Here is a 25,041-nt window from a genome sequence, read left to right as displayed (position 1 = left end):
ATGTAGGGCCTCTAGAACACTCGCCGGGGTAGCCCGACTGAGTCGCACATCACATCTATGACGGCGGCATCGACATCACAGCCGCTAAAGCGCCTGATCTGCTCGGCAGCCTGGTACATCAGCATCTCAAGTCCCGGGACCACTGCTCCCCCGCGACCGTGCCACACCTCGGCCAGACGGCTCGGCCAAGGGTCGTAGGCGACGTCCAACAGGACTCCAGCCGCGGAGCCGGGCAACGCTGCAAGCTTCTCAGCCAGGGAATCAGCGGCACGGGGTGGAAACGTTGAGATCACCAGATCCGTCCCGGCCAACGCCTCAGCCGCTTCCGTCAAAGGCCGGACGGCCAGCGCAATTCCGACGGCGGCAGCGGCGGCTTGCGCATCACCGGCACGCCCTGCGTCACGGACGAAAACGTCCACCTGACTGGCACCGAGTTCCTTCGCAGCGGCGACGGCCGCGGCCGAGGTGCCGCCTCCACCGAGGATGGCCGTGCGGGGCGCCCCAACCACACCCGCATAGCGGACTGCCTCGACGATGCCGGCCACATCGGTGTTATAACCCACCCGACGCACCTGTCCGGCGTCGTGCTCGAATACCACCGTGTTGATAACCCCAAGGTGGGCACCCGCGCCACGTACGTCATCGACTTCCTTGACCATGGCCGACTTCAACGGCATGGTCACCGAAAGGCCGCACCAGGCCTGGTCACCCCGGAGGGAGTCCATGAAGGCAGGAAGCCCCTCCACGGTGACATCGATCGCCGAGTAGTTGATGTCCACGCCCAACTTGGCGTAGGCAGCGGAGTGCAGTGCCGGAGACTTTGAATGTGAAATCGGGTGCCCCAGGACTGCGGCACGACGACTCACACACACCGTCCCGCATTGGCCTGGCACCATGCGTTGTACTGCTCCACATAGGTGTTGTGCTCAGCCAGCGTCTTGGAGAACTTGGTCTCCTTGGTATCGAGGTTGATGGTCACCCAGTAGAGGTACTCGTTCTGTGTGGGTTTGGCTGCGGCATCAATGGCTGTCTTACCCGGTGAGCCGATGGGCCCCACCGGCAGCCCGACGTTGGCGTAGGTGTTGTAGGGGTTGGACTTATCGGCCTTTTCTTCCTCAGTGAGGTGGAACGACTTCTTACCCAGACCGTACGTCACCGTGGCGTCGGACTGGATCAAGCCGCTGGTCTCGACGTTGTTCGGTTTGAGCCTGTTGTAGATTGCTCCAGCAACATTTCCGTAGTCCGCTTGGCCGCCTTCAGCCTGAACAATACTGGCGATGGTGACGGTGTCGTACTGCTTGGCGGGGTCGGTAACCCCTTGGGCCTTGAGCTCATCAAGGGTGGTGGTCACCAACTTCTGGATGATGTCCTTGGCCGGCGTCCCGAGGTCGAAGCGATACTCGCCCGGGGCAAGGAATCCTTCCAGGTTCTTGGCCTTGGCCGGAACACCGAACTGACCGGGTGCCTGATTCAGGGTGTTGAGCTCTTGCATCGGAATGCCCGAACCCTTGGAGATAGCCTCCAGCGATTCGTTGATACGCAGTCCCGCGCTCAGGGCGAAGTACATCACCTTGGAGGCATCCTTGTTCACCAGTACCGCCACGGCATCCGAATTCTTCATCTCGGTGCGGAAAGTAAAGGAGCCGGGTGACAACTCTCCACCTTCGTTGAGGAACTCCTTGACGAAGGTATCAGAATCAGCCACCACACGGTTGGCAACGAGGTCGTTGGCTACGGCCTTGGGACCGGACCCCTCCGGCACCGTGATGGTTACCGATCCCGTGCCCGGACCCGGGTAGTCAGTGACTTTGTCCATGCCCAGCAAAGGCTTCAGGAACTGGGCACCAATGGCGATCGCGGCAACGAAAACGCCCAGCGTGATCAGAAGGGCCAGGACACGACGACGACGACGGGCCTTCTTAGCGGCCGCCTTGGACGCCGGACTCGCCGGAGCGGGGATCAGATCGTGGGGATGGTCATCAAGAAGAACGTCATGGTGGACTTCCTCATGATGGAGTTCGTCATGAGTATCCAAGGGGTAGTGCGCATGGTGCTCCACGTACTCATGGCCACCAGCGTGCACCTCCGGATGTAGCGCCGAAACAGCATCGTGTTCTATCTCACCGTGAAGGAGATCATGGGCATGGAGATCACCGTCCGGCGTATCCAGATGTTCAATTGCAGGATGCTCAACCGTGGCGTGCTCATTGCCCTCGAGGGTTTGGCCGTCATGCTCAGAGGCTGCCTGACCGTGGCTCTCCGGCTCACCATGCGCTTCAGCGGCGGGAGCCGGGGCATGATCAGCCTCCTGGAAATTCACCGGGGGTTGCGCCGTGCCAGCTGAGGACGCCGCAGATGCCGGGGGTGCGGCCGGCGTTGGAGGTGCCACCGGCGTTGGAGGTGCCACGGGCGTTGGGGGCGCCGTGGGTACAGGACGCGCGGCGGCAGCTTGTGCCGCCGGTACCGGTCGGGGCAATTCCGGCTCGCTCTCCTCTGTGGAAGCTGCCTCCCCCGGAGTCGCTTCGGGAACGGGCACCACATTGTGGTTCTGCGTGGCGAGGAATCGTTCACGCGCCCGCAGTTCTTTGCGGGTGAGCGGCATACCGCCGCCGGCGGTACCGCTGGAGGGGTCGTTGTTGACCGGGCTCACAATTGCAGTCCCCTCTTAGAAGAATCGGATTCACTGCCGGAGGCAGCCCGCAGCGTTGGGGCACTGCTGGGTTTTTCGGACTGCACCGGTGCCTGCACTCGGCGGCCAACGTCCGTTCCTCTGGCTTTTTGCATGTCGATTGCGTGCTGCAGTATTCCGGCAGCGGCAACCTGATCAACCACTTTACGGTGGTTCTTGCTGCTCATGCCAGCTTCGTGCAGGTTGCGGTGTGCCGTAACGGTTGAAAGTCGCTCGTCCACAAGGTTTACGGGAATGTCCAAACCGGCGCGGAGAAGCTCGCTGGTGAGCAGTTCTGCATACTCCATGGCCATTTGCGCGGATGCCCGCTCCTCGCCCTTCATGGTGCGGGGTAGGCCCACAAAAATCTGCACGGCCGGCAAGCCGGCAGCATGCTTGACCACTGCCCGCACATCGGAGTTTTTCTTGTTGTCCCGCCCCACCGTCTTGAACGGGGTGGCCAGGATCCCGTCAGGATCGCAGATGGCCAGACCCACCCGGACGGTACCGACGTCTACCCCCAGCTTGATGCCGCGGGGGTAGACGTCACTTTCAGTACTGGAATCCACCGTCAGCGCTTGGCTATCGCATCCACCACCGCTGTGAGGGCCTCAGAGACCTTCCCAGCGTCGGTGCCGCCGCCTTGGGCGACGTCGTCCTTGCCGCCACCGCCGCCGCCGAGGATTCCCGCAGCCAGACGCACCAACACTCCGGCCTTTACCCCTGCTTCACGGGCAGCCTCGTTGGTGGCGATCAAAATGACGGGACGGTCATTGCTGACACCAGCAACAGCCACGGTGGAGGGTTCCGAACCCAGACGATTGCGGAGATCGAGGGCAAGGTTGCGCAAATCATCAGCTCCACCCACCTGGCCGGCGTCGTGGGCTACAACCCGAACACCGGCAGCATCCTTGGCGGTACCCACCAGGTTGGCGGCCGCTGCTGCGAGCTGCTCTTTGCGGAGGCGGTCCAGTTCCTTCTCCGTGGCCTTGAGCTTGTTCAGGGTGCTGGAGATGCGGTCGGCAAGCTGACCGGACGGAACCTTCAAGAGATCCGTGAGCTCGGAAACCAGGGCCCTCTCGGCAGCCAAGTGACGGAATGCGTCCAAGCCAACAAAGGCCTCAACACGACGGTTTCCGGAGCCAACAGACTGTTCGCCCAACAAGGAGAGGCTGCCAATGAGTGACGTGTTGGCTACGTGGGTGCCACCGCACAACTCACGGGACCACTCGCCGTCGATCTCCACCACACGCACTTCACTGCCGTAGTTTTCGCCGAAGAGAGCCATGGCGCCCAACGCCTTGGCCTCAGCGAGCCCCATCACCTTGGTGTCTACCCGGAAGTTGTTCCGGATGGCGATGTTGGAGACTTCTTCGATTTCGGAGCGTGTAGCGGTGCTGAGGCCTTCGCCCCAGGCAAAGTCGAAGCGAAGGTATCCGGCCTTGTTGTACGAACCCCGCTGTGTAGCTTCCGGGCCCAGAATTTGGTGCAACGCGGCATGCACAATGTGCGTGCCGGTGTGGGCCTGCTCTGCGGCGTGACGGCGCTCCCGGTCGACGGCGGCGCGTACCAAAGCTTCGGTTCCGATCTCACCTTCACGGACAATCGCCTTATGAACGCTGAGGCCCTTGATGGGTCGCTGTACGTCCAGAACCTCCACGACGAAGCCGTCGCCGGTGATGATGCCCGTGTCGGCAGACTGTCCGCCGGCTTCTGCGTAGAACGGGGTTTCGTTGAGGACCAGCTCGATTTCGTCGCCGGTGGACGCGTGCGCCACCGGTCGGCCGCCGCTGACGATGCCCCGGACCTTTGCTTCGCCTTCAAGTTCGTCGTAACCGGTGAAGACGGTTTCGCCCTTGCCCAGAAGCTCTTGGTAGGCGCTGAGGTCGGCGTGGCCGCCCTTCTTGCCCTTGGCATCGGCCTGGGCGCGCTGGCGCTGCTCGAGCATGAGAGCCCGGAAGCCTGCTTCGTCCACCTTGAGGCCGGCTTCTTCGGCCATTTCCAAGGTCAGGTCGATCGGGAAGCCGTAGGTGTCGTGCAGGGCAAAGGCGTCGGCGCCGGAAAGGGGAACGCCGGCAGCCTTGGACTCGGCTACTGCATCTTCCAGACGGGCAGTACCGGACGCAATGGTGCGCAGGAACGCCTTTTCTTCGGCGTAGGCAATACGGCTGATCCGGGCGAAGTCGGTCTCCACCACCGGGTAGACACCCTTCATGGCGTCGCGGGAGGCCGGAAGAAGGTCCGGCAAGCAGGCTTTTTCGACGCCGAGCAGGCGCATGGCGCGAACAGCGCGTCGGATCAGGCGGCGCAGCACGTAGCCGCGGCCTTCATTGGACGGTGCAACGCCATCGGCGATGAGCATCAAAGCGGAACGAATGTGGTCACCAACAACACGCATCCGGACATCGTCGGTATGGTGCGGATCTTCCGGGGATTCAGCCGAGGTGTACTCGCGGCCGGACAGTTCAGCGGCTTTGTCGATCACAGGACGGACCTGATCGGTCTCGTACATGTTTTCAACACCCTGGAGGATCATCGCAAGACGTTCCATGCCCAGGCCGGTGTCGATGTTCTTCTGCGGAAGTTCACCCACGATGTCAAAGTCCACCTTGGAGCGAACGTTCTCGATCTGGTACTGCATGAACACGAGGTTCCAGATCTCGATGTAGCGCGTTTCGTCGGCCAAGGGGCCGCCTTCAATGCCGTAGGCAGGACCGCGATCGTAGTAGATCTCCGAGCAGGGACCCGCGGGGCCGGGCTGGCCGGTGGACCAGTAGTTATCAGCCTTGCCCATGCGCTGGATTCGCTCAGCGGGAATTGCGGTGTTCTTGAGCCACAGCTCCTTGGCTTCGTCGTCCTCTTCGTAGACCGTCACCCAGAGGCGATCGGCCGGAAGTCCGTACCCGCCGTCGTCAACGCTGGTAGTGAGCAGCTCGAAAGCAAACTTGATGGCGTCTTCCTTGAAGTAATCTCCAAAGGAAAAGTTGCCGCACATCTGGAAGAACGTGCCGTGGCGGGCAGTCTTGCCCACTTCTTCAATGTCCCCGGTGCGAATGCACTTCTGGACGCTCGTGGCACGGCTGTAGGGAGGCTCTTCGCGCGCAGTCAGGTAAGGAATGAAAGGCACCATTCCAGCCACAGTGAAGAGGAGGGACGGGTCGCTGGAAACGAGCGACGCGGAGGGAACGGCGGTGTGGCCCTTGTTGACAAAAAAGTCCACCCAGCGCTTGGTGATCTCCTGCGACTTCATTAGCTGATTACTTACCCTTCTCAATTCACTGCACACGATGTGCGCGGTACCGGCTGGTGCCGTTCCGCAGCTTTCCATTCTGCCCTGTTGAGGGCGCGGGGGCGAACCGCAGCCGCTAGCGGCGCGAGGCTACGGCGTCCTCGATACCCAACGCTGCCCGCAATTCCTCTTCGCGCTGATGTGTTCCTGTACGCACGGCATCGGCAAAGTCGAACAGGCCATCTGCCATCCTGCCCACGGCCCGATTCAGACCTTCCGGTCCAAGACTGGCCTGGGCTTCGGTGATTTTACGGAATGCAATGACGCCGATGGCGACGCCGATGCCCATCCACACAATTCGTTTCATGAGGTCTCCCTGTATGTCAGCAGCCGGGTAGTTCACCATCCGGCTGGTTCAGCGGCTGGTTGGGTCAGCGGCTGCGTCGGCCGGAGGACGGTGTACGGCGGCCGGCGAACGCCGAGCGGACGCCGTAGCTGAAGGCGGCCACCTTGATCAACGGCGAGCCCACCGTGGCTGCAACAAGCGAGGACAGCGCGGAGATGTTGGCCGAGGCGTCGGAGACGTTGGAGGCGATGCCGTCAACCTTCTTCAGCTGCTGGTTGGTGGTGGTGACTGTTGCAGTAACTTCATCCATCAGGGGCGTGGCGCCGTCGCTGATGGAACGGATGGAGGTCCGCACTTCATCAAAAACGCCGCCCAGCTTCAAAATGGGCACGGCCAAAAGCAGGACGAGGAGCGCAAAAACTCCTGCTGCGATGAGGCCGGCGATGTCGCCACCAGACATAGAACTCTTCTCCTTGGATCGTTTCGCTGCCTCAACCCGGCCGGTTCCCCGGCTTTGGGCAAGGCCTCCCCCAGTACCTTACCTATATTGGCCCGGTACCTTACAGACAAAGAAGCCCGCGGCGTGTGCCACGGGCTTCTTTGTATGCGCTGCTGAAATTTAGCGAGCGTAGAATTCGACGACGAGCTGCTCTTCGCAGATCACGGGGACCTCGGAGCGCTTCGGGCGACGAACCAGGCGGGCCTGGAGGGCGTCAATCTTGACGTCCAGGTATGCCGGCACGTTGTTCAGCACGTGTGCACCAGCGGCTGCCACCTGGAACGGGGGCATAACCTCGGAGCGGCTGTGAACGTGGATGAGCTGGCCTTCGCCAACGCGGAAGGACGGGCGGTCCACGCGGATGCCGTCAACCATGATGTGGCGGTGCACAACCAGCTGGCGGGCCTGTGCAATGGTGCGGGCGAAGCCTGCACGGAGCACGAGGGCGTCCAGACGCATTTCGAGGAGCTCAACCAGGTTTTCACCGGTGAGGCCCTTGGTGCGGCGTGCTTCTTCGAAGGCACGGGTCATCTGGGCTTCGCGGATGCCGTACTGGGCGCGCAGACGCTGCTTTTCGCGCAGACGTACGGCGTAGTCGGAGTCCTGCTTCTTGCGGGCACGGCCATGCTCGCCGGGGCCGTACGGACGGCGCTCCATGTACTTGGCGGCCTTGGGGGTCAGAGCAATGCCGAGTGCACGCGAAAGGCGTGCGGTACGGCGAGCACGAGTGTTGTTAGCCACTTGTGTCCTTCCAATTACTGCGGTGTGTCAGTGTTACTGGCCTCCATCAGGGAGAGCATCGGCCAACCGCTACCTCTTGCTACTAGCCCGGGCGCACAGCACTATTGAAGGAATCTTCAGTGGGATTGTGCGTCGGGCCATGCCAGACAAGGATCAATCCTACCATGGGCATGGCTGCCATCCGGAGCGGGCGAGAAGGGGTTCTACTCTCCACGCACAATCTTGCGAAGCCGTTCCAATCTGGCGGCAATATCGCGTTCAGCTCCGTTATTGGTGGGCTGGTAATAGTCCTTTCCCACCAAGTCATCCGGCGGATACTGCTGGGTTGCCACACCGTGCGGTTCATCATGGGCGTACTTATAGCTCTTCCCATGGCCCAGTTGCTTTGCTCCCGGGTAGTGGGCGTCACGAAGGTGCATGGGAATACCCCCTCCAAAGCCGGCACGAACATCTGCCACGGCTTTATTCAACCCCATATACGCGGCATTGGACTTGGGCGCGGTGGCCAAGTGGACCACCGCTTCGGCCAGTACGATCCGCCCCTCCGGCATGCCGATCAACTGCACTGCCTGCGCGGCTGCCACTGCGGTCTGCAAAGCAGTGGGATCGGCCATGCCAATATCCTCCGCGGCCGAGATCACGATCCTCCGCGCAACGAACCTGGGGTCCTCACCAGCCTCAAGCATGCGTGCCAAATAATGCAGCGCAGCGTCCACGTCCGAGCCCCGGATGGACTTGATGAACGCGCTGGCGACGTCGTAGTGCTGGTCACCGGCGCGGTCGTAGCGGACCGCCGCAGCATCCAACGCGCGTTCAGTATGGCGGAGCTCCACCACCACAGGGGCGTCGGGAAGGCCGTCGTTCGCAAGTCCGGGTTCGCCGTCGTCGGCTTCACCATCTTCCTCTTGCCCCATGGTTCCGGCCTCAGCACTGTGGACCGCAGCGGAGTCACCGAATGCGACGCCTGCAGCGGCTTCCAGTGCGGTCAGCGCCCTGCGGGCGTCTCCTCCGGACAGCCTGACCAGATGGTCCAACGCCTCAGCGCTTAGCTCCACGCGGCCGGCAAGGCCCCTGGCGTCAGCCACAGCACGCTGGAGGAGACCGGAAATGTCCTCATCGGTGAGCGGCTTCAGGGTGAGCAGGAGCGAGCGGGATAAGAGAGGCGACACCACGGAGAAGGATGGGTTTTCAGTGGTGGCGGCCACCAGCACCACCCAACGGTTCTCCACCCCAGGGAGCAGGGCATCCTGCTGGGCCTTGTTGAAACGATGGATCTCATCGAGGAAAAGAACGGTGGTCTTCTTGTGAAGGTCCCGGGCCGTCAAGGCCTCATCCATGACGCGGCGCACGTCCTTGACACCGGCGGTAATGGCTGACAATTCAACGAACTTACGTCCTGGGCCGCGCGCAATGACATGGGCGAGCGTCGTCTTCCCGGTGCCGGGTGGACCCCAAAGAATCACCGAACTGGGGCCAGAGGGGCCCTTGGCCTCAGCACCTGCAGCCAGCTGCCGCAAAGGCGAACCCTGCCCCAGCAGATGCTGCTGTCCCACCACCTCGTCCAAGGACCGGGGACGCATTCTTACCGCAAGCGGACTCCGCTGGGAAGCCATCCAGTGGGCATCGGAGGTTCCCCCGGAGGCAGGCAGATCGCCGGACTCATCGTCGTCAACTGCACCGGCACCAAAGAGATCTTCCACATGGATAGGCTACTCATAGTTCCAGCAAAGGAGACATCGACGTGGATCGCCGAGCATCTGCCGCTCATCAGAGTCCCGGCAGCCGTGTGGCATTGGTGCCCGCAGCCAGGTTGCAGGGTTGGGTGGAACGGTTCGCAGCCAGCCATGGTCCGGTTGATGAAGACCTCGACGACGACGGGGTGCTGTTGCGGGCAGCCGACGGAGCGATTGCACGCCTCAAAGCCCCGTGGCCTGCCGATGGACGTCCGGGCCGGGGAGCAAACGAAGTTGACCGTTTGGCTTCACTTTCAAACCAGGAACGAGGACTTGGCCTGCTGCTGGTCCGCAAGGGCGGATACGCCATAGCCGCTGCCAGCGGGGCCACGATCCTCTCCTCAAAGAGCGGCAATCGATTCCTTGAAGCCAAGGCCACAGCAGAACACGCTGCACGGATCTTTAACGACCACCGCATTGAGTACATCGTTCCGGGAGGCGACCGCGTACTGGTGGAGCAGGTTCTCGCCCAACCGTTGCTTAGGGCCTTGTCCGGGCGAACACGTTTGGCTTTCCTGGACGTTCAAGCTCCAAAAACCGCAGTGCTGGCCAAGGCCGCTGCCGACGCCTGCGCCGTGCGCGTCACGGTGACCGATCCGCCCGGCTGACAGCCATTTCTAGCAGCCGCCGGACGCCCGCTTCAGGGGTGCCTGCCGGTACAAGTAGCTGCCGTGGTGGGTGAATCCGGCGTTCGAGTAGAGTATCTGCGCTCCATAATTCCCCTCGGTGACGAGCAGCCAAAATCCCTTGAGACCCTGTTGGGCTCCGGCGTTCAGTAGCGCGGCCAGAACCTCTGTCCCATAACCGCGCCTTCGATGCTCTGCAGAAGTCGCCATGCTGTAGATACCGCCCCAGCCGTCCACCAAGGCCAGACGCCCGACGGCGGCGGGAACGCCGTCGTCGTCCCTCACCATTGCATACAGCGCCGGGCACGCCATAAGAATCTTGTGCGCTACGGCCAGCTCAGCGTCGCCGCCACGGCCATCCACGGACCACCACACCTGAAGCCATTCCCCGGACGGTTCCCCAGCCAGGTCAACCTCCCGGACTGAGGTGTTCACCGGCAGGCCTTCCGCGCCGCGGACCATGATCCTTGTAGCCGATTGCCGCGTGAAGCGCTGCTCATCCAGGACAGCATTGAGGGTGGAGGTGCGGGGGTCCTCGAAGACTTGGAAGATCAACGGAAGCCGGCGAAGCCTGTACCATTGCGAGGCTGCACGCACGGCTCGCGTAAGGCCCTTGATTTCGCCCTGCGCGCCGAGGGATGTGCGGGGCCATACGGAATTAGCCCGCTGGGTCACTCCGCCTGAGGCACGCAGGACCCACTCCCCCGCGTTTCCCGCGTCAAGCTCTTCGCGATCAAGACCAGGCCAGGCCTGATCCATGAGCGATTCCAGGAACGCCTGCTCCACCATCAGGAATCCTTCCTTGGCTGCAACACAAAAGGCTCCCCACCTGAGTGAGGAGCCAATTGCAGGAACTTATTCGGACTTGCTTTCCGGCTTTGCCGCCGGCTTGGCCTCAGGCTTGAAGTCGACGCCTGCTTCCTTGCGCTGTTGCGGCGTGATCGGAGCCGGTGCGGCCGTCAGGGGGTCATAGCCGTTGCCCGACTTCGGGAAGGCAATGACGTCGCGGATGGATTCCACTCCGGCAAGCAAGGCAACCACGCGGTCCCAGCCGAGCGCCATGCCGCCATGGGGAGGGGCGCCGTACTTGAAACCTTCAAGAAGGAAGCCGAACTTGGTTTCGGCGTCTTCCTTGTCCAGGCCCATGAGCTGGAAGACACGCTCCTGTACCTCACGCTCATGGATACGGATGGAGCCGCCGCCGATCTCGTTGCCGTTGCACACGATGTCGTAAGCGTAGGAAAGTGCCGACTCCGGGTCCTGATCGAAGGTATCCATGAACTCAGGCTTGGGCGAGGTGAAGGCGTGGTGCACTGCCGTCCACTGGCCGGCACCCACTGCAACGTCACCGGAAGCGACAGCTGCGGCTGCGGGCTCGAACATTGGCGCGTCCACGATCCAGACGAATGCCCAGTCCTTGGGGTCGATCAGGCCGGTACGGTGGCCGATCTCAACACGGGCAGCACCCAGCAGGGCGCGCGCCGCGGACTTTTCACCGGCGGCGAAGAAGATGCAGTCGCCCGGCTTGGCGCCAACGGCGTCGGCCAGGCCCTCGCGCTCGGTGTCGGTAAGGTTCTTGGCGACGGGGCCGGCAAGTTCGCCATCTTCCTTGAAAAGGACGTAAGCCAGGCCCTTGTGTCCGCGCTGCTTGGCAAATTCCTGCCAGCCGTCCAAAGTGCGGCGCGGTTGGGATGCCCCGCCCGGCATGACGACGGCGCCGACGTAAGGCGCTTTGAAGACGCCGAAGTTGGTGTCCTTGAAGAACTCCGTGAGCTCAGTCAATTCAACACCAAAACGCAGGTCCGGCTTGTCCGAGCCGTACTTGGCCATGGCGTCCAAGTAGGTCATGCGGCGGATCGGCGTGGGGATCTCGACGTCGATCAGCTGCCACAGCGCCTTGACGATTGCCTCGCCCAGCTCAATAACATCGTCCTGGTCCACGAAGCTGGCTTCGATGTCCAGCTGAGTGAATTCCGGCTGGCGGTCCGCGCGGAAATCCTCATCGCGGTAGCAGCGGGCAATCTGGTAATACTTCTCAAAGCCACCCACCTGAAGGAGCTGCTTGAAAAGCTGCGGGGACTGCGGAAGGGCATACCATGAACCGGGGGCCAGACGTGCCGGAACAACGAAGTCCCTGGCGCCTTCCGGCGTCGAACGCGTGAGCGTGGGAGTCTCGATTTCCACATAGCCGCGCTGGTGCAGGAGTTCGCGTGCCACACGGTTTGCCTCCGAACGCAGACGCATGTTGCGTGCGGGGCCGGGGCGGCGGAGGTCCAGGTAGCGGTGCTTGAGGCGGGCTTCCTCGCCGACCTCCACGTGTTCGTCGATCTGGAACGGCAAAGGGTCAGAGGTGTTGAGGACGACAACCTTGTCAGCTATGACCTCGATCTCACCGGTTGCAAGCGCAGGGTTCTCATTGCCTTCGGGACGCTTGTTGACCGTGCCTGTCACCTGCAGGACGTACTCGTTCCGCAAGCCGTGGAAGACTTCTTCCTCACGGACAACCACCTGGGCTACACCGGACGCATCACGCAGGTCAACGAATGCAACGCCGCCGTGATCGCGGCGGCGCCCCACCCAGCCGGCCAGGGTAACGGTTTGTCCAATGTGCTCGGAACGAAGAGATCCGAGGTCATGTGTGCGCAGCACAGCATTCCTTTCAGCATGAAATATAGAGGGACCGCTGCAAAGACGGTCCCGTCCGAGTTTACCTTCCCCGGCCCCGGCTCCCGCCACAGCCTTGGAACAATCGTTGGACCTCAGCCGGCGGTGGTGACCCGGACGTGCAAATCCTCTTCAGCAGGCATCCAACTGGCGGGATCGGCGTCAACCTGTTCGCCTGAACGGATGTCCTTGACCTGGTGCTTGCCGTCGTCATCGGTAAACCACACGAACGGGATACCGCGACGGTCCGCAAACTTGATCTGCTTTCCGAACTTCTCAGCCTTGGCTGCAACTTCCGTGGCAATTCCGCGGCCGCGCAACTGGGCTGCAATGTCCTGCGCGGCGGACCAGCTGTCGTCCGAGTTCAAGGCGATCAACACCGCCGTCGGCACTGTGCGCGACGCGGCAGCCAGTTCCTGGCTGAGAATGCGGGACACAAGCCGGGTGACACCAATGGAGAGGCCGACGCCGGGGAACTTCCGGTTGCCCTTGCTCGCCAGCGCGTCATAGCGGCCTCCGGAACAGATGGAGCCCAGCTGCTCGTGGCCTACCAGCACTGTCTCAACAACGGTGCCCGTGTAGTAGTCCAGGCCGCGGGCGATGCTGAGATCCGCGATGACTTTCCCGGGAGCGCGCAAAACTGCTGCCTGGATAACCTGCTCAAGCTCGCTCAGGCCTTCTTCCAAGAGATCATCTTTGACCCCGAGTGCGCGGACCCGGTCCACAAAGGAGGCGTCCTCGGTACGGATCGATGCCAGTTCCAGGGCAAGACCAGCCTGTTCGTCCGTAGCTCCGAGCTCACTCTTGAGCAGTCCGGCGACCTTTTCGGCGCCGATCTTCTCCAGTTTGTCGATGCTGCGCAGTACCCCGGCAGTGTCGGCGAGTCCGATCCCGCGATAGAAGCCTTCGGCCAGCTTGCGGTTATTGATACGGAGCCGGAAGTCCGGGATGGGCAAGGCGCTGAGGGCCTCGGCGATTACCAACGCGATTTCGACGTCATAACGGAACGGCAATTCGCCGTCGCCCACAACATCGATGTCTGCCTGGGTAAACTCGCGTGCCCGGCCTTCCTGAGGCCGCTCACCCCGCCAGACTTTCTGGATCTGGTACCGGCGGAACGGAAATGCCAGGTAGCCGGCATTTTCCACCACATAGCGGGCGAACGGAACTGTCAGGTCGAAGTGGAGGGCCAAGGCGTTGGGATCGGACTTGTCAGATTTGACGTCCTCACCTTCATCGTCCTGGAGCCTGCTCAGGCCATAGACCTCTTTGTCGATCTCGCCTTTGCGCAGCAGCTGGCCCACGGTTTCAACAGCACGGGTCTCTATGGACGAAAATCCGTGGAGTTCAAACGTCTTCCGGAGCGTATCCAGCACATGGAGTTCCACCAACCGCTCCTGGGGAAGCCACTCGGGGAATCCGGACAGGGAGGCGGTACGTGCCATGGTGGAATGTCTCCTCGAAGAAAGCTGACGCTGGCAAGGCACCGCAGCTTTAAACGCCCTTTCGGCGTTTACAGGGCGGGCGTCCAGCCGGTCATGCATAAACTATGTGCGGCAGCCAGTTTATGCTTTCCGCGCGTGCACATCTAATGCAGCATGCCCGGTTCCTGTCGGCAGCCATCGAATGTGGACACAATCAGGAGGACTCTTGGCAACAAGGTCGCGGGATGACCGCGAAGCAAAACGGCGCATCCGGCAGATGGAAGCCAAGCGTGCCCTGCGGCAGGAACAGGGCAAGCGACGCAAAAGGGACAACACCATCGCCGTGAGTGCGGCCGGCGTGGCAGTGGTCCTGGCCGTAGTGCTGCAATTGACCGTTTTCAGCTCCAACCCCACTGAGGCGGAGTTTGCCGCTGCTGAAGCAGGGCTCAGCTCGCCCTCCGCTTCGCCTGCCGCGTCAAACAGCGCCGACATCCCCGGCCCGGAAACGGCTGTTGGAAAGACTTTCACCGGCGAGCTCGCTTTGAACAGCGGAGTCCTCGGCATCGAATTGAACGGAACCGCAGCACCGCAGGCTGCCGCAGTGTTCAAGTCCCTCAGCGACGCCGGCTACTACAACGGCGCCTTTTGCCACCGGTTGACCACTTCCGAAACGTTCGGTCTCCTCCAGTGTGGCGCCAAAACCGAAGACGGGGCCGAGGACGCAAATTACCGGTGGGGTCCGCTGGAGAATGTTCCCGCAGATAACAAGTACCCTGCCGGGACGATTGCCGTGGCACGAACAGGCAATAACGCCTACGGCAACGGGCACCAATTCTTCATCGTCTACAAGGACACCACCATTCCGGCTGATACCGCCGGAGGTTACACCGTGGTGGGCAAGGTGACCAGCGGCCTCGACGTCGTCGCCAAAATTGCGGCAGCAGGCCTCAAACCCGGCGGAAATGCCAGCGACGGCGCCCCTGTGGCACCTGTCACGATAGACTCGTTTTCTCTGAAGTAACCAGCTCCAGGCCCGGCCCGGAGTGCATTACCTGAGCAGTTCCCTCCAAGCGAAAGACTTTTAGCGGTGACAGACAGTCAGAAATCCGACGAAACAGCAGTAGTGGCCAACGAAGAAGAAGTCGAGGCAAGCGGCAACAACGGCGCCGGTACGCCGGCTCCGGCGGAGAATGTTCAGGCCGACGACGCAACGGCAGCCAAAGATGCAGCGGACGCTAACGACGCAGCGGACGCTAACGACGCAGTCCAGGCGGAAGCGCCGGCCACAGAGCCCGCAACACCGGCTGCTCCTCGTCCGACACCCTCCGCAGCGCCTTCCCCGGCAGCCTTCGCGGCCCGCCCCAAGGCTCCCGCCGCCGTCGTTCCCGCGGCTCCCGCGGTGTCCGCTGCGTCTCTCGCCGAGGCAGCCAAATGGGGACGCGCTGAAGGTGATGGCCATGTCTTCCTGACGCTGGACGGGGAGGAGATCGCTGTTGGTCAGTACCCGGGCGTCAGCACGGACGAGGCACTTGGTTACTTTGCCCGCAAGTTCGACGACGTGATCGCACAGGTAGTTCTCCTGGAACACCGCGTAGAGTCCAAAGCTCCCGCCACGGACATGCAGAAGACCGTCACTCACCTGCGTGAACAGCTTGCTGAGCGCAACATGGTGGGAGACATCCGTGCTGCCGAGGCCCGCCTGGATGCCCTGTCTACGCAGATCGTGGAACTGGAAAAGTCGGAGAAGGCCGCTCATGAGGCGGTTCGCGCCAACGAGCTCGCGGCACGGGAAGCAATTGTTGCCGAAGCTGAGACCATTGCCGGCCAGGACCCCGCGCAGATCCAGTGGAAGACCTCCAGCGCACGCATGAACGAGCTGTTTGAAACGTGGAAGGCAGCGCAAAAGAGCGGTGTCAGGCTCGGTCGCAGCAACGAAGACGCGCTGTGGAAGCGCTTCCGTTCTGCCCGGACGGTATTTGATCGTCACCGCCGCGCCTACTTCTCGCAGTTGGACAGCAACAACTCCGCTGCAAAGTCCGCCAAGGAAGCCCTGATCGCAGAGGCGGAAGCCCTCTCCACGTCTACTGACTGGGGATTCGCAGCGGGCGAGTACCGCAGGCTGATGGACCAGTGGAAGACAACTCCGCGTGCGAGCCGCAAGGATGATGACGCACTGTGGGGCCGCTTCCGCGCCGCCCAGGACGTCTTCTTCAGCAACCGGCAGGCCGCCAACGATCAAATCGACCAGGAATACACGGCGAACCTCGCCGTGAAGGAACAGTTGGTCACTGAGGCGCAGGCGCTCCTGCCTATCAACGATCTCAATGCTGCCAAGAAGGCCCTCCAGTCCATCAGGGACCGTTGGGAGGACGCCGGCAAGGTACCCCGCGCCGATATGGGCAGGATCGAAGCCGGGCTTCGCAAAGTTGAAGATGCGGTCCGTGAAGCTGAGGAAGAGAAGTGGCGCCGGAGCAACCCGGAAACCAAGGCCCGCACCAACAGCGCCTTGTCGCAACTTGAGTCTGCCATCGCAGGCCTCAAGGAAGATCTCGAGAAGGCTGAAAAGGCCGGTGACCAGCGCCGCATCAAGGCCGCCCGCGAGGCCTTGGAAGCACGTCAGGCATGGCTCGACCAGATCCAGCGCTCAGCCAGCGACCTCGCATAGGGGGTTTTTGAGTAAGCAGTTCTCCTGCAGGCTCCGTTCAGGTTATCCACATAACCCGGACGGAGCCTGTACTCGTAGGGCGGCCGCACGGAATGATCAATGAATGGTCCCCGCTGTCATAGCCCCCCACTTGCAGGAGCCGGTCATATCCGAGCTCTACTCCCCCAGCCGTATCTTTTCGTGGAACGAACTGCAGGGCATGGCTTTCGATGGCATCCTGCTGCCTCTGTACGGGAAGAGTTATGCTTCACCGGGTGTGGCTGTCACTCACCGTCTCAGAGCCCGCGCAGCGGCCCTGACAGTCCCGGAACGGATTCGGACCAAGGTGGTCGCCGGACGGCTTACGGCGGCATGGATTTACGGTTGCGCCAAGCCGCCGGAGCATTTGTCGCTGCTGGTTGATGCGAAACACCGCATTTCAAGCCTGCGGGGCAGCACAGCATGCAGCCTGCACGAAGTCCGGCTGGGACAAATGGACGTGGTCAGCCTAGGAGGGATGCTGGTCAGCAGCCCGCTCCGTACCGCAGCTGACATCGCCCTCCACGTGGAAACGGAACGCGCGTTACCGGCCCTGAAGCGCCTCCTGGCACGGGAGGAGCTCGGTATCAAGCTCCGGCTCCTCATACTGGCCGTCGAAGCCGCTCCGCGGGTCCCCCACAAACGGCGCGCCTTGGCTACCTTGGCACAACTGGCCTCAACAGATATCCGTTAGCTGAAACCTTGCCGGCCGGGAACCTCGCTAACTGCGGCGCCGGTTTCCCGTGGTCCGGTAGACGTCGAAAACGCCGTCGATTCTGCGGACCGCATTCAATACGTGGTGCAGGTACTTGGGATCGCCCATCTCGAAAGCAAACTTCGAAATCGCAACCCTGTCACTGGAAGTGTGAACAGATGCAGCGAGGATGTTGACATGATTTTCGGACAAGATACGGGTCACATCGGACAGAAGGGACTTCCGGTCCAAAGCTTCCACCTGAATCTCCACCAGGAACACACTGGACTGGGTAGGCGCCCACTCAACTTCAACGATTCTGTCCGGCTGGTCGCGGAGACCGGAGACGTTGGTGCAGTCTGTCCGGTGGACGGAGACTCCTGAACCACGGGTGACGAAGCCCAGGATGGGGTCCGGCGGTACCGGGGTGCAGCACCTGGCCAACTTGACCCAGACATCGCCCACGCCGCGCACAATGACGCCGGAGTCCGAGAACTTGGACTTCGCAACCTGGGTGGGGATGCTGACTTCATCGAGGTCTTCGTCGGGCGTTTCATGGCCGCCCAGGTGCTCGACGAGCTTTTCCATGACGGATTGGGCTGATGTGTGACCGTCACCGACACCCGCGTACAAGCCGGAGATGTCAACATAGTGGAAGTCCTCTGCCACCGCAGACAAGGCGTCGTGAGTCATCAGGCGCTGCAGGGGCAGGTTCTGCTTGCGCATGGCCCTGGTCAGCATGTCCTTGCCACGTTCAATAGCTTCTTCGCGGCGTTCCTTGGTGAACCACTGGCGAATCTTATTGCGCGCTCGAGCCGACTTGACGAAGTGCTGCCAGTCTTGGCTGGGGCCTGCACCTTCTGCCTTGGAGGTGAAGATCTCAACCCAGTCACCATGGTTCAGTTCGCTGTTGAGCGGAACCAGCTTGCCGTTGACACGCGCGCCAATGGTTCTGTGGCCCACCTCAGTATGCACGGCGTAAGCGAAGTCCACAGGGGTTGACCCTGCCGGAAGGGCCATGACTTCGCCCTTGGGGGTGAAAACGAACACTTCCCGGGCGTTGATCTCGTAGCGAAGTGAATCCAGGAATTCTCCGGGATCCGAGGTCTCTTGCTGCCAGTCAACCAGCGACCGCAGCCAGCCCATGTCGCCGTCACGAGGGCTGCCGGGACCTTGTGCGGTCCGGTTGGGCTGGTCCTTGTACTTCCAGTGGGCCGCCACGCCATACTCTGCGCGCCGATGCATTTCGTGGGTGCGGATCTGGATCTCCACGGGCTTGCCACCCGGGCCAATCACGGTGGTGTGCAGCGATTGGTACATGTTGAACTTGGGCATGGCGATGTAATCCTTGAACCGGCCCGGAAGCGGGTTCCACCGTGAATGCAGAGTTCCCAGTGCGGCATAACAGTCCCGCACCGAATCCACCAACACCCTCACGCCCATGAGGTCGTTGATGTCGTCAAAGTCCTTGTCGCGGACGATCATCTTTTGATAAATCGAGTAATAGTGCTTGGGCCGGCCCGTGATGGTCGCCTTGATCCGGGCCGTCCGAAGGTCATCCGCGATCTGGTTGCGGATAACGCTCAGGCTCTTTTCCCGCTCAGGCGTACGGTCTCCCACCATGCGCACGATTTCCTCGTACACCTTGGGGTAGAGCGCTGCAAATGAGAGGTCTTCCAGTTCCCACTTGATGGTGTTCATGCCCAAGCGATGGGCCAACGGTGCGAAGATCTCCAGGGTTTCACGGGCCTTGCGCGACGAAGACTCCGCAGAAACGAAACGCCAGGTACGCGCGTTGTGGAGGCGGTCCGCCAGCTTGATCATCAGTACCCGGATGTCCTTGGCCATCGCGACGACCATCTTGCGAACCGTCTCCGACTGGGCAGCTTCACCGAAACTCACTTTGTCCAGCTTGGTGACGCCATCTACCAACATGGCAACTTCGGGGCCGAAGTCGCGCGTCAGGTCCGCCAGTGTGTACGGAGTATCCTCCACGGTGTCGTGCAGCAATGCCGCCGCCAACGTTGTCCCGGTCATGCCGAGCTCGGCCAGGATGGTGGCCACTGCCACCGGGTGGGTGATGTAAGGATCACCGCTCTTTCGCTTTTGCCCCTGATGGCTCTGCTCTGCCACAGCGAAGGCGCGCTGGATCAGATCGAAGTCCTCTTTGGGATTATTCGCCCTGACTGTACGAAGCAGTGGTTCCAGAATGGGTGAGTACGGAGCAACTCCCCGGCCTGTCAGGCGGGCCAGGCGGGAACGGGTGCGCTCCCTCCGTCCCGGGAAGGTGGGACGCACGCCGGGAGCATCGACCGGAACCGCCGCTGCAGTCCGTCCGGGCACGCTCGTTGCCGGAACTGCCACAGCCTTGCGGCTGTCATCCCCGCCCGCCGGTGGTGCCGACGTCGCACGTTCTTCCACAGAAGTACCCCTCACAACCGATTTAATTCTCCCAGTCTATTCCCGCAGGTGAATGCTTCTGCAACCGGGCAGCACATGACGATGACACAGGCAAGTCAAAGAGCCGGCCTCCGCACTGGTGCGGAGGCCGGCTCAAGGCAAATCAAAGGGCTGTTCAGAGACTGTCTAGGCTCCGACTGCGGCTTCAGTCCTGCGATGGGCAACCCTCTTGGCTTGCTTCACCAAGTCAGGCTCGCTCTGGCGCAACCATGCATACAGCGGTGCCGCAATAAAGATCGTGGCAGCAGTACCAATGAGGATGCCCACAAACAAGGCCAATGAAAGATCCCGCAGCGTACCTGCCCCGAGAAGCCCGGCGCCAATGAAGAGGATCGCTGCAACCGGAAGAATGGCCACCATCATGGTGTTGATGGAGCGGACCAGGGTTTGGTTGACAGCAAGGTTGACCTCTTCGCCGAAAGTGCGGCGAGTGGACGTGGAAATGTCCGAGGTGTTCTCGCGGATCTTGTCGAAGACCACCACTGTGTCATACAACGAGTAGCTGAGGACGGTCAGGAAGCCAATGATTGCCGACGGCGTGACTTCAAAATCGCTCAGCGCGTAAACACCCGCTGTGGTGAACATGGTGACGAGCATGCCCACCAGTGCTGACAATGACATTTTCCAAGTTCGGAAATACAGCGCCATCAGAACAGCTGCCAATCCAACGAAGACCAGCAGTCCAATCAATGCTTGACGCGTGACGTCCTGACCCCATGTTGGTCCCACGAAGTTGGACGTTACCTCGTTCTCGGTGACCCCGTAGGCGCTGGTGAGGCCATCCTTGATCCGGTTCGTCTCGTCATCGGTCAACTGGTCCGTTTGGATGCGCATGGTGTTGCCGGCCACGTTGGCTACACGCGGAATGGCTCCCGGGACCACGTCATGAACGGCCTTTTCGCCGAGGGCGGCATCCGTGGTGCTCACGTTCGAAACGGTGAATTCCGAACCGCCACGGAACTCGATCCCAAGGTTGAAGCCGCCCTTGGCGACCGGAACCAGGATGGAGATCGCCACGGCGACGGCCGCAATGAGGAACCAGATCTTCTTCGAATTGACGAAGTTGTACGAGCGCTTGCCCGTGTAGAGCTCATGGCCGAAGGTCGCGAAGCTCGTAGTCATTACTTCTCCTCCTTGGTGCCGTTCGAAGTACCAGTCAGCTGGCCCTTCTCGGCAAGGCGCCTCTCGGCGATGGTCATGCGACGTTCGGCTTCGGCAGCAGCGCCGGCGTTGCGCGGCCTGACCACTACGGGCTTTTCGGCAGGCGTGCGAAGTCGGCCGGCGCCACGGTAGAGCGGGACTGCGCCGAGCCGGTCAGGAGAAAGTCCGGAGAACCGGTGTCCTTCGCCGAAGAACTTGGTGCGCGCCAAAACCTGCAGCATGGGGTGCGTAAACATGAACACCACGAGGAGGTCAGCCAAGGCGGTCAAGCCAAGGGTGAAGGCAAAACCGCGGACGTTGCCAACAGCAACAAAGTACAGGACCAAGGCCGCGAGAAGGTTGACGGCTTTGGAGGCCAGCACGGTGCGCTTGGCCCGCTTCCAGCCGTTCTCCACGGCGGAGACCAGTCCACGACCCTCGCGCAGCTCATCCCTGATGCGTTCGAAGTAAACAATGAATGAGTCCGCAGTCTGGCCGATGGCCACGATCAGGCCGGCTACACCGGCCAAGGAGAGGCGATAATTTTCCGTCCACCCAAGGATCGCGATCGCCAGATAGGTCAGCACACCGGCAACCACAAGGGAGGCGATGGTTACCAGGCCAAGAGCACGGTATTGGAAGAGGGAATAGACAACAACGAGCAACAGACCAATCATGCCCGCCAGCAGCCCGAGGCGAAGTTGATCGCCACCAAGCGTGGCCGAAATCTGCTCCTGTGATTGAATCTCAAAGCTAATGGGAAGGGCGCCGAAGCGGAGCTGATCCGAGAGGGCCTTCGCGGACGCCTGGGTGAAGTTGCCCGTAATCTGGGGCTTCCCGTCCGTAATGACAGCCAGGGCGCGCGGGGCGGAAAGCACTTTGTCGTCCAGGACAATTGCGAACTGCGACTTGGGATCGTCGGTACCCTGGGCCTGCGCCGCAACATAGAACTGGTTCAGGCGTTCGGTGACTGCCTTGAACTTGGCCGTGGCATCCGGGTTGAAAACAATGTTTACGCCCCAGCTGTTGGTCACGGAACCCTGGGCACCCTGAACCTGCGTGAAGGTGGAATCACTGATGTCCTGGCCTTTGACCTCAACCGGGCCAAGGATGTATTTGATGGCCGGAGTCTTGTCCGTGGCCGCCTCGCAGGTAACCAGCGGCTTGGCGGGGTCCGAACGGTCGCGCTTTTCAGCGGAGGGATTCACACAATCGAGGGCCTCAAATTCCTTGACGATGTCCGCAGTGACCCAGTTGATGTCGCTGGCATTTGCGGGCGCCGCCGTGGGCTTGGGAAGCTGATCCTCAGGGGTCCGCTGCTCTGCCGGTACAGCCGCAGGATCACCATAGGTGATGACCGGGCGGAAGTTCATGTCCGCCGATGCCTGAATGAGGTCGCGGGTCTCCTTGGAAGGAGTTCCCGGAAGACTGACCACAACATTCCGGCCCGACTGGGTGCTGATTTCGGCTTCGGCAACACCGGAGCCATCCACACGCTGCCGGATGATGGCAACTGCCTGGTTGAGTTGCTCCTCATTGATCTCACTGGAACCCTCCACCCGGGGTGCCAGGATCATCTGGGTTCCGCCTTCAAGGTCCAGAGCAAGCTTCGGAGCCCAACTGGCGTTGCCAGTGACTACTCCGCCAGCCAGGACAGCGGTTAATACAACGAAAATTGCTCCAAGCCAGGTCAGCACCCTGCGGGCTGAGTTTTTGGGGCCGGTCCGTGCCATTATCGATCTTCCTGTTATCGCCGGACAGCCGCCGGCCGACGCTGGTAAGCGTCTGCCGGCGGCTCTCCGCTGCCGTAGAAGTTGCCTTGCGCGGTGTCGCCGCGACTGACGGAGCTAGATGTCCTTCTTGTCCTCTTTGTTGAGGCGCGCGATGGTTTCTTCGGGTGTCTCGACGGCGGCAGGAGCTTCAGTCTGCGCGGCGGTCAGGGAAGAAGCGTCATCCGGAACGACCGGAGCTTCCTCGGGGGTCGTCTCGACCACCTTGGTGACAGCCTGACGGTGAACCGTGGCCTGGTTACCCGGGGAAAGTTCAATCACGACTTTGTTCTCGGCTTCGTCAATGGACACGATGCGGCCAAAGAGACCAAAGCTGGTCATGACGTCGACGCCCGGAGCGAACTTTGACTGCATTTCAGCCTGCTGCTGCTGGGTCTTCTTGTTTCGGCGGAACATCATGAAGACAAAGAGTCCAAGCATGACGAACAGCAATATGGTCATTGGATCCACAGGGAAGTTCCGTTCTGTACTTACGTTTTGGTTCACGGCAACGTCCCTGGCAGATCCGCAAGAGCGGCATTGATCAAGGACTCGAACGTGCCGAGCGTCATACCAGTCTAGTGGGAAAAGCTGAACAGAGCGTGTTAACCGATGGTATCGACGCTTTCGGCGTGGTTTTCGTCCTCACCGAACAGAGCAAGGGTCTCCTGACCAAAGACTCCGGCCGGGACGGCATAGCCAAGGTGGGTCCAAGCGGACGCCATGGCGATCCGCCCCCGGGGTGTGCGGCCCAAAAGACCCTCCCGGACCAGGAACGGCTCGGCAACGGTCTCCACGGTTTCTGGTTCTTCGCCCACCGCAATGGCCAAAGTGGACAGACCCACAGGGCCACCGTTGAACTTGGTGATGAGGGCTTCGAGGACAGAGCGGTCGAGCCTGTCCAAGCCGCGCTCGTCCACTTCATACATATCCAACGCCGCAGAGGCCGAACGTGCATCAATTTGATCAATGCCATGAACCAGGGCCCAGTCACGGACCCGGCGCAGGAGCCTGTTGGCAATACGCGGCGTTCCCCTGGACCGGCCCGCTATCTCCGTGAAACCCGCAGAGTTCACTTTCAAGTCCAGAAGACCTGCAGAACGCCGGAGGACGAGTTCAAGTTCTTCCACTGAATAGAACTCAAGGTGGCCGGTGAAGCCGAAGCGGTCCCTCAACGGACCCGGTAGAAGCCCTGCACGGGTTGTGGCGCCCACCAGTGTGAATGGCGGCAGTTCCAAGGGAATGGCAGTTGCCCCTGCACCCTTGCCCACCACGATGTCCACGCGGAAGTCCTCCATGGCCATGTACAGCATTTCTTCAGCCGGCCTGGACATGCGGTGTATCTCGTCAAGGAACAGGACCTCGCCCTCCGAGAGCGAGGAGAGGATGGCGGCCAGATCTCCGGCATGCTGGATGGCCGGGCCGCTGCTGATACGCAGGGGTGCGTTCATTTCTGCTGCGATGATCATGGCAAGGGTGGTCTTACCGAGTCCTGGAGGCCCGGACATCAAAACGTGATCGGCGCTGCGGCCACGCATCTTTGAGGCTTCAAGTACCAGGGCGAGTTGCTTGCGAACGCGGTGCTGACCTACGAAATCATGCAGGTTCTTGGGCCGGAGAGCGGCCTCAATGACCCGCTCTTCCGGTTCCTCTCCCCCGCTGACGAGTGACTGCTCAGCCACGGCTGCCTACACGGTTGCCTGCGCGGGCGCCGTCCTGGCCAAGCCAGCGAAGCGTAGCGCGAAGGATTTGGGCCACGTTTCCTGCGTCCACGAGTTCCGGCGAGTCTGCCATGGCTTTATCGATGCTGCCGTTGGCGTCCTTCTCGGACCATCCCAGGCTTGTCATGGCTGCGACAACCTGCGGCTTCCATTCGGCGTTGGGAGCTGCGGCGGGAGCGGTACCGGTTCCGGTTCCGTGGGGCACCAGCTTTCCGGCCAGCTCGAGGACGATCCTGCCGGCTACCTTGGGACCGATACCCGGCACCTTGGTGAACGTCTTGCTGTCACCGGTATGCGCCGCCACGCGGATGGCCTCCGGCTCGTGCACGGCCAGCACGGCCAGGGCCAAACGCGGCCCCACCCCACTGACGCTGAGCAGGACGTCAAAGACTTCGCGTTCGTCGTCGTCGGCGAAGCCGAACAGCGTCAGGGAATCCTCGCGGACGATCATGGACGTGAAGAGCTTGGCTTCACTTCCTGTTTTGAGGTGGCTCAAGGTCTGCGGTGTGGCGAAGACACTCATTCCCGCACCGTTGAGGTCGATTACAGCGGTGGACAAACCAACGTGGGCTACGGTTCCACGGAGAAAACTGATCAAGACCCGGCTCCTGAAATACTGCCTGCTCCGTTGCGTCATACTGCTG

General features: G+C 61.6%; 21 protein-coding genes. 4 read left to right on the top strand and 17 right to left on the bottom strand.

What is annotated here, in order from left to right; translation table 11 throughout:
- Nucleotides 1–11 precede the first annotated feature (11 nt).
- The 8 genes from BACI9J_RS08910 to BACI9J_RS08875 form a co-directional block, all read right to left on the bottom strand.
- The gene (locus BACI9J_RS08910) at nucleotides 12–866 is read right to left on the bottom strand and encodes a shikimate dehydrogenase family protein (RefSeq protein WP_159734050.1); all 855 of its coding nucleotides are present in this window, start codon (nucleotides 864–866) and stop codon (nucleotides 12–14) included.
- Nucleotides 863–2,650 (bottom strand): endolytic transglycosylase MltG, encoded by a 1,788-nt coding sequence (gene mltG, locus BACI9J_RS08905; RefSeq protein ID WP_159734049.1) that lies wholly within the window; start codon nucleotides 2,648–2,650, stop codon nucleotides 863–865. The genes BACI9J_RS08910 and mltG overlap by 4 nt, the downstream gene beginning before the upstream one ends.
- The gene (gene ruvX / locus BACI9J_RS08900; protein WP_159734048.1) at nucleotides 2,647–3,237 is read right to left on the bottom strand and encodes a Holliday junction resolvase RuvX; all 591 of its coding nucleotides are present in this window, start codon (nucleotides 3,235–3,237) and stop codon (nucleotides 2,647–2,649) included. Before ruvX ends, mltG begins: the two co-directional genes overlap by 4 nt.
- A gap of 2 nt (nucleotides 3,238–3,239) precedes the next feature.
- Nucleotides 3,240–5,918 carry an alanine--tRNA ligase gene (alaS, locus tag BACI9J_RS08895; RefSeq protein WP_159734047.1) on the bottom strand — a complete coding sequence of 893 codons (2,679 nt, stop codon included), beginning with the start codon at nucleotides 5,916–5,918 and terminating at the stop codon, nucleotides 3,240–3,242.
- A 115-nt stretch (nucleotides 5,919–6,033) separates the two neighbouring features.
- The gene (locus tag BACI9J_RS08890; RefSeq protein WP_159734046.1) at nucleotides 6,034–6,264 is read right to left on the bottom strand and encodes a hypothetical protein; all 231 of its coding nucleotides are present in this window, start codon (nucleotides 6,262–6,264) and stop codon (nucleotides 6,034–6,036) included.
- 64 nt (nucleotides 6,265–6,328) lie between these two features.
- The gene (locus BACI9J_RS08885; protein ID WP_017197541.1) at nucleotides 6,329–6,703 is read right to left on the bottom strand and encodes a DUF948 domain-containing protein; all 375 of its coding nucleotides are present in this window, start codon (nucleotides 6,701–6,703) and stop codon (nucleotides 6,329–6,331) included.
- A 159-nt stretch (nucleotides 6,704–6,862) separates the two neighbouring features.
- Nucleotides 6,863–7,483: a 30S ribosomal protein S4 gene (gene rpsD, locus BACI9J_RS08880; protein ID WP_011774968.1), complete on the bottom strand. Its 621-nt coding sequence runs from the start codon at nucleotides 7,481–7,483 to the stop codon at nucleotides 6,863–6,865.
- A 203-nt stretch (nucleotides 7,484–7,686) separates the two neighbouring features.
- The gene (locus tag BACI9J_RS08875; protein ID WP_159734045.1) at nucleotides 7,687–9,183 is read right to left on the bottom strand and encodes a replication-associated recombination protein A; all 1,497 of its coding nucleotides are present in this window, start codon (nucleotides 9,181–9,183) and stop codon (nucleotides 7,687–7,689) included.
- 41 nt (nucleotides 9,184–9,224) lie between these two features.
- Between BACI9J_RS08875 and BACI9J_RS08870 the strand changes: the two genes are divergently transcribed.
- Nucleotides 9,225–9,824 carry a Vms1/Ankzf1 family peptidyl-tRNA hydrolase gene (locus BACI9J_RS08870; RefSeq protein WP_159734044.1) on the top strand — a complete coding sequence of 200 codons (600 nt, stop codon included), beginning with the start codon at nucleotides 9,225–9,227 and terminating at the stop codon, nucleotides 9,822–9,824.
- 9 nt (nucleotides 9,825–9,833) lie between these two features.
- On the opposite strand, the gene BACI9J_RS08865 is transcribed toward BACI9J_RS08870, so the two are convergent.
- From BACI9J_RS08865 to hisS, 3 genes are all read right to left on the bottom strand, one after another.
- Entirely contained in the window at nucleotides 9,834–10,631 is a 798-nt protein-coding gene (locus BACI9J_RS08865; protein WP_159734043.1) for a GNAT family N-acetyltransferase, read from the bottom strand.
- A 66-nt stretch (nucleotides 10,632–10,697) separates the two neighbouring features.
- A complete protein-coding gene (gene aspS, locus BACI9J_RS08860) occupies nucleotides 10,698–12,491 on the bottom strand; it encodes an aspartate--tRNA ligase (RefSeq protein WP_201296542.1) in 1,794 nt (597 codons plus the stop codon).
- 110 nt (nucleotides 12,492–12,601) lie between these two features.
- Nucleotides 12,602–13,951, bottom strand: coding sequence for a histidine--tRNA ligase (gene hisS / locus BACI9J_RS08855; RefSeq protein ID WP_159734041.1), 1,350 nt, complete (start codon nucleotides 13,949–13,951; stop codon nucleotides 12,602–12,604).
- A 205-nt stretch (nucleotides 13,952–14,156) separates the two neighbouring features.
- Here hisS and BACI9J_RS08850 point away from each other — a divergent pair, with 205 nt between their 5' ends.
- The 3 genes from BACI9J_RS08850 to BACI9J_RS08840 all read left to right on the top strand — a co-directional run bounded on the left by BACI9J_RS08850 (nucleotide 14,157) and on the right by BACI9J_RS08840 (nucleotide 17,307).
- Nucleotides 14,157–14,951, top strand: a complete 795-nt coding sequence (locus tag BACI9J_RS08850; protein WP_201296541.1) for a peptidylprolyl isomerase — start codon at nucleotides 14,157–14,159, stop codon at nucleotides 14,949–14,951.
- A gap of 66 nt (nucleotides 14,952–15,017) precedes the next feature.
- On the top strand, nucleotides 15,018–16,595 hold the full coding sequence (locus tag BACI9J_RS08845) for a DUF349 domain-containing protein (protein ID WP_159734039.1): 1,578 nt from the start codon (nucleotides 15,018–15,020) through the stop codon (nucleotides 16,593–16,595).
- Between the two features lie 103 nt (nucleotides 16,596–16,698).
- Nucleotides 16,699–17,307 (top strand): hypothetical protein, encoded by a 609-nt coding sequence (locus BACI9J_RS08840; RefSeq protein ID WP_159734038.1) that lies wholly within the window; start codon nucleotides 16,699–16,701, stop codon nucleotides 17,305–17,307.
- Nucleotides 17,308–17,334: 27 nt separating this feature from the next.
- On the opposite strand, the gene BACI9J_RS08835 is transcribed toward BACI9J_RS08840, so the two are convergent.
- The 6 genes from BACI9J_RS08835 to ruvA form a co-directional block, all read right to left on the bottom strand.
- Nucleotides 17,335–19,728 (bottom strand): RelA/SpoT family protein, encoded by a 2,394-nt coding sequence (locus tag BACI9J_RS08835; protein ID WP_159736409.1) that lies wholly within the window; start codon nucleotides 19,726–19,728, stop codon nucleotides 17,335–17,337.
- Nucleotides 19,729–19,893: 165 nt separating this feature from the next.
- Complete coding sequence (secF, locus tag BACI9J_RS08830) at nucleotides 19,894–20,889, bottom strand: protein translocase subunit SecF (RefSeq protein ID WP_159734037.1); 996 nt, start codon at nucleotides 20,887–20,889, stop codon at nucleotides 19,894–19,896.
- Entirely contained in the window at nucleotides 20,889–22,640 is a 1,752-nt protein-coding gene (secD, locus tag BACI9J_RS08825) for a protein translocase subunit SecD (RefSeq protein ID WP_159734036.1), read from the bottom strand. Before secD ends, secF begins: the two co-directional genes overlap by 1 nt.
- Nucleotides 22,641–22,754: 114 nt before the next feature.
- Complete coding sequence (gene yajC, locus BACI9J_RS08820; RefSeq protein ID WP_201296671.1) at nucleotides 22,755–23,138, bottom strand: preprotein translocase subunit YajC; 384 nt, start codon at nucleotides 23,136–23,138, stop codon at nucleotides 22,755–22,757.
- A gap of 143 nt (nucleotides 23,139–23,281) precedes the next feature.
- Nucleotides 23,282–24,358, bottom strand: coding sequence for a Holliday junction branch migration DNA helicase RuvB (ruvB, locus tag BACI9J_RS08815; protein WP_159734034.1), 1,077 nt, complete (start codon nucleotides 24,356–24,358; stop codon nucleotides 23,282–23,284).
- A complete protein-coding gene (ruvA, locus tag BACI9J_RS08810; protein ID WP_159734033.1) occupies nucleotides 24,351–24,995 on the bottom strand; it encodes a Holliday junction branch migration protein RuvA in 645 nt (214 codons plus the stop codon). The genes ruvB and ruvA overlap by 8 nt, the downstream gene beginning before the upstream one ends.
- Nucleotides 24,996–25,041 lie beyond the last annotated feature (46 nt).

It is taken from the genome of Arthrobacter sp. 9V, assembly GCF_902506065.1.
Lineage (GTDB): Bacteria > Actinomycetota > Actinomycetes > Actinomycetales > Micrococcaceae > Arthrobacter.
This window is presented reverse-complemented; position numbering and strand designations above follow the sequence as displayed.

What these genes read in the sequence shown, in the direction of transcription:
- alaS (WP_159734047.1), bottom strand. Translation starts at nt 5,918, where the DNA reads ATGAAGTCGCAGGAGATCACCAAGCGCTGGGTGGACTTTTTTGTCAAC.
- BACI9J_RS08890 (WP_159734046.1), bottom strand. Translation starts at nt 6,264, where the DNA reads ATGAAACGAATTGTGTGGATGGGCATCGGCGTCGCCATCGGCGTCATT.
- BACI9J_RS08885 (WP_017197541.1), bottom strand. Translation starts at nt 6,703, where the DNA reads ATGTCTGGTGGCGACATCGCCGGCCTCATCGCAGCAGGAGTTTTTGCG.
- BACI9J_RS08865 (WP_159734043.1), bottom strand. Translation starts at nt 10,631, where the DNA reads ATGGTGGAGCAGGCGTTCCTGGAATCGCTCATGGATCAGGCCTGGCCT.
- hisS (WP_159734041.1), bottom strand. Translation starts at nt 13,951, where the DNA reads ATGGCACGTACCGCCTCCCTGTCCGGATTCCCCGAGTGGCTTCCCCAG.
- BACI9J_RS08840 (WP_159734038.1), top strand. Translation starts at nt 16,699, where the DNA reads ATGGTCCCCGCTGTCATAGCCCCCCACTTGCAGGAGCCGGTCATATCC.
- secF (WP_159734037.1), bottom strand. Translation starts at nt 20,889, where the DNA reads ATGACTACGAGCTTCGCGACCTTCGGCCATGAGCTCTACACGGGCAAG.
- secD (WP_159734036.1), bottom strand. Translation starts at nt 22,640, where the DNA reads ATGGCACGGACCGGCCCCAAAAACTCAGCCCGCAGGGTGCTGACCTGG.
- yajC (WP_201296671.1), bottom strand. Translation starts at nt 23,138, where the DNA reads ATGACCATATTGCTGTTCGTCATGCTTGGACTCTTTGTCTTCATGATG.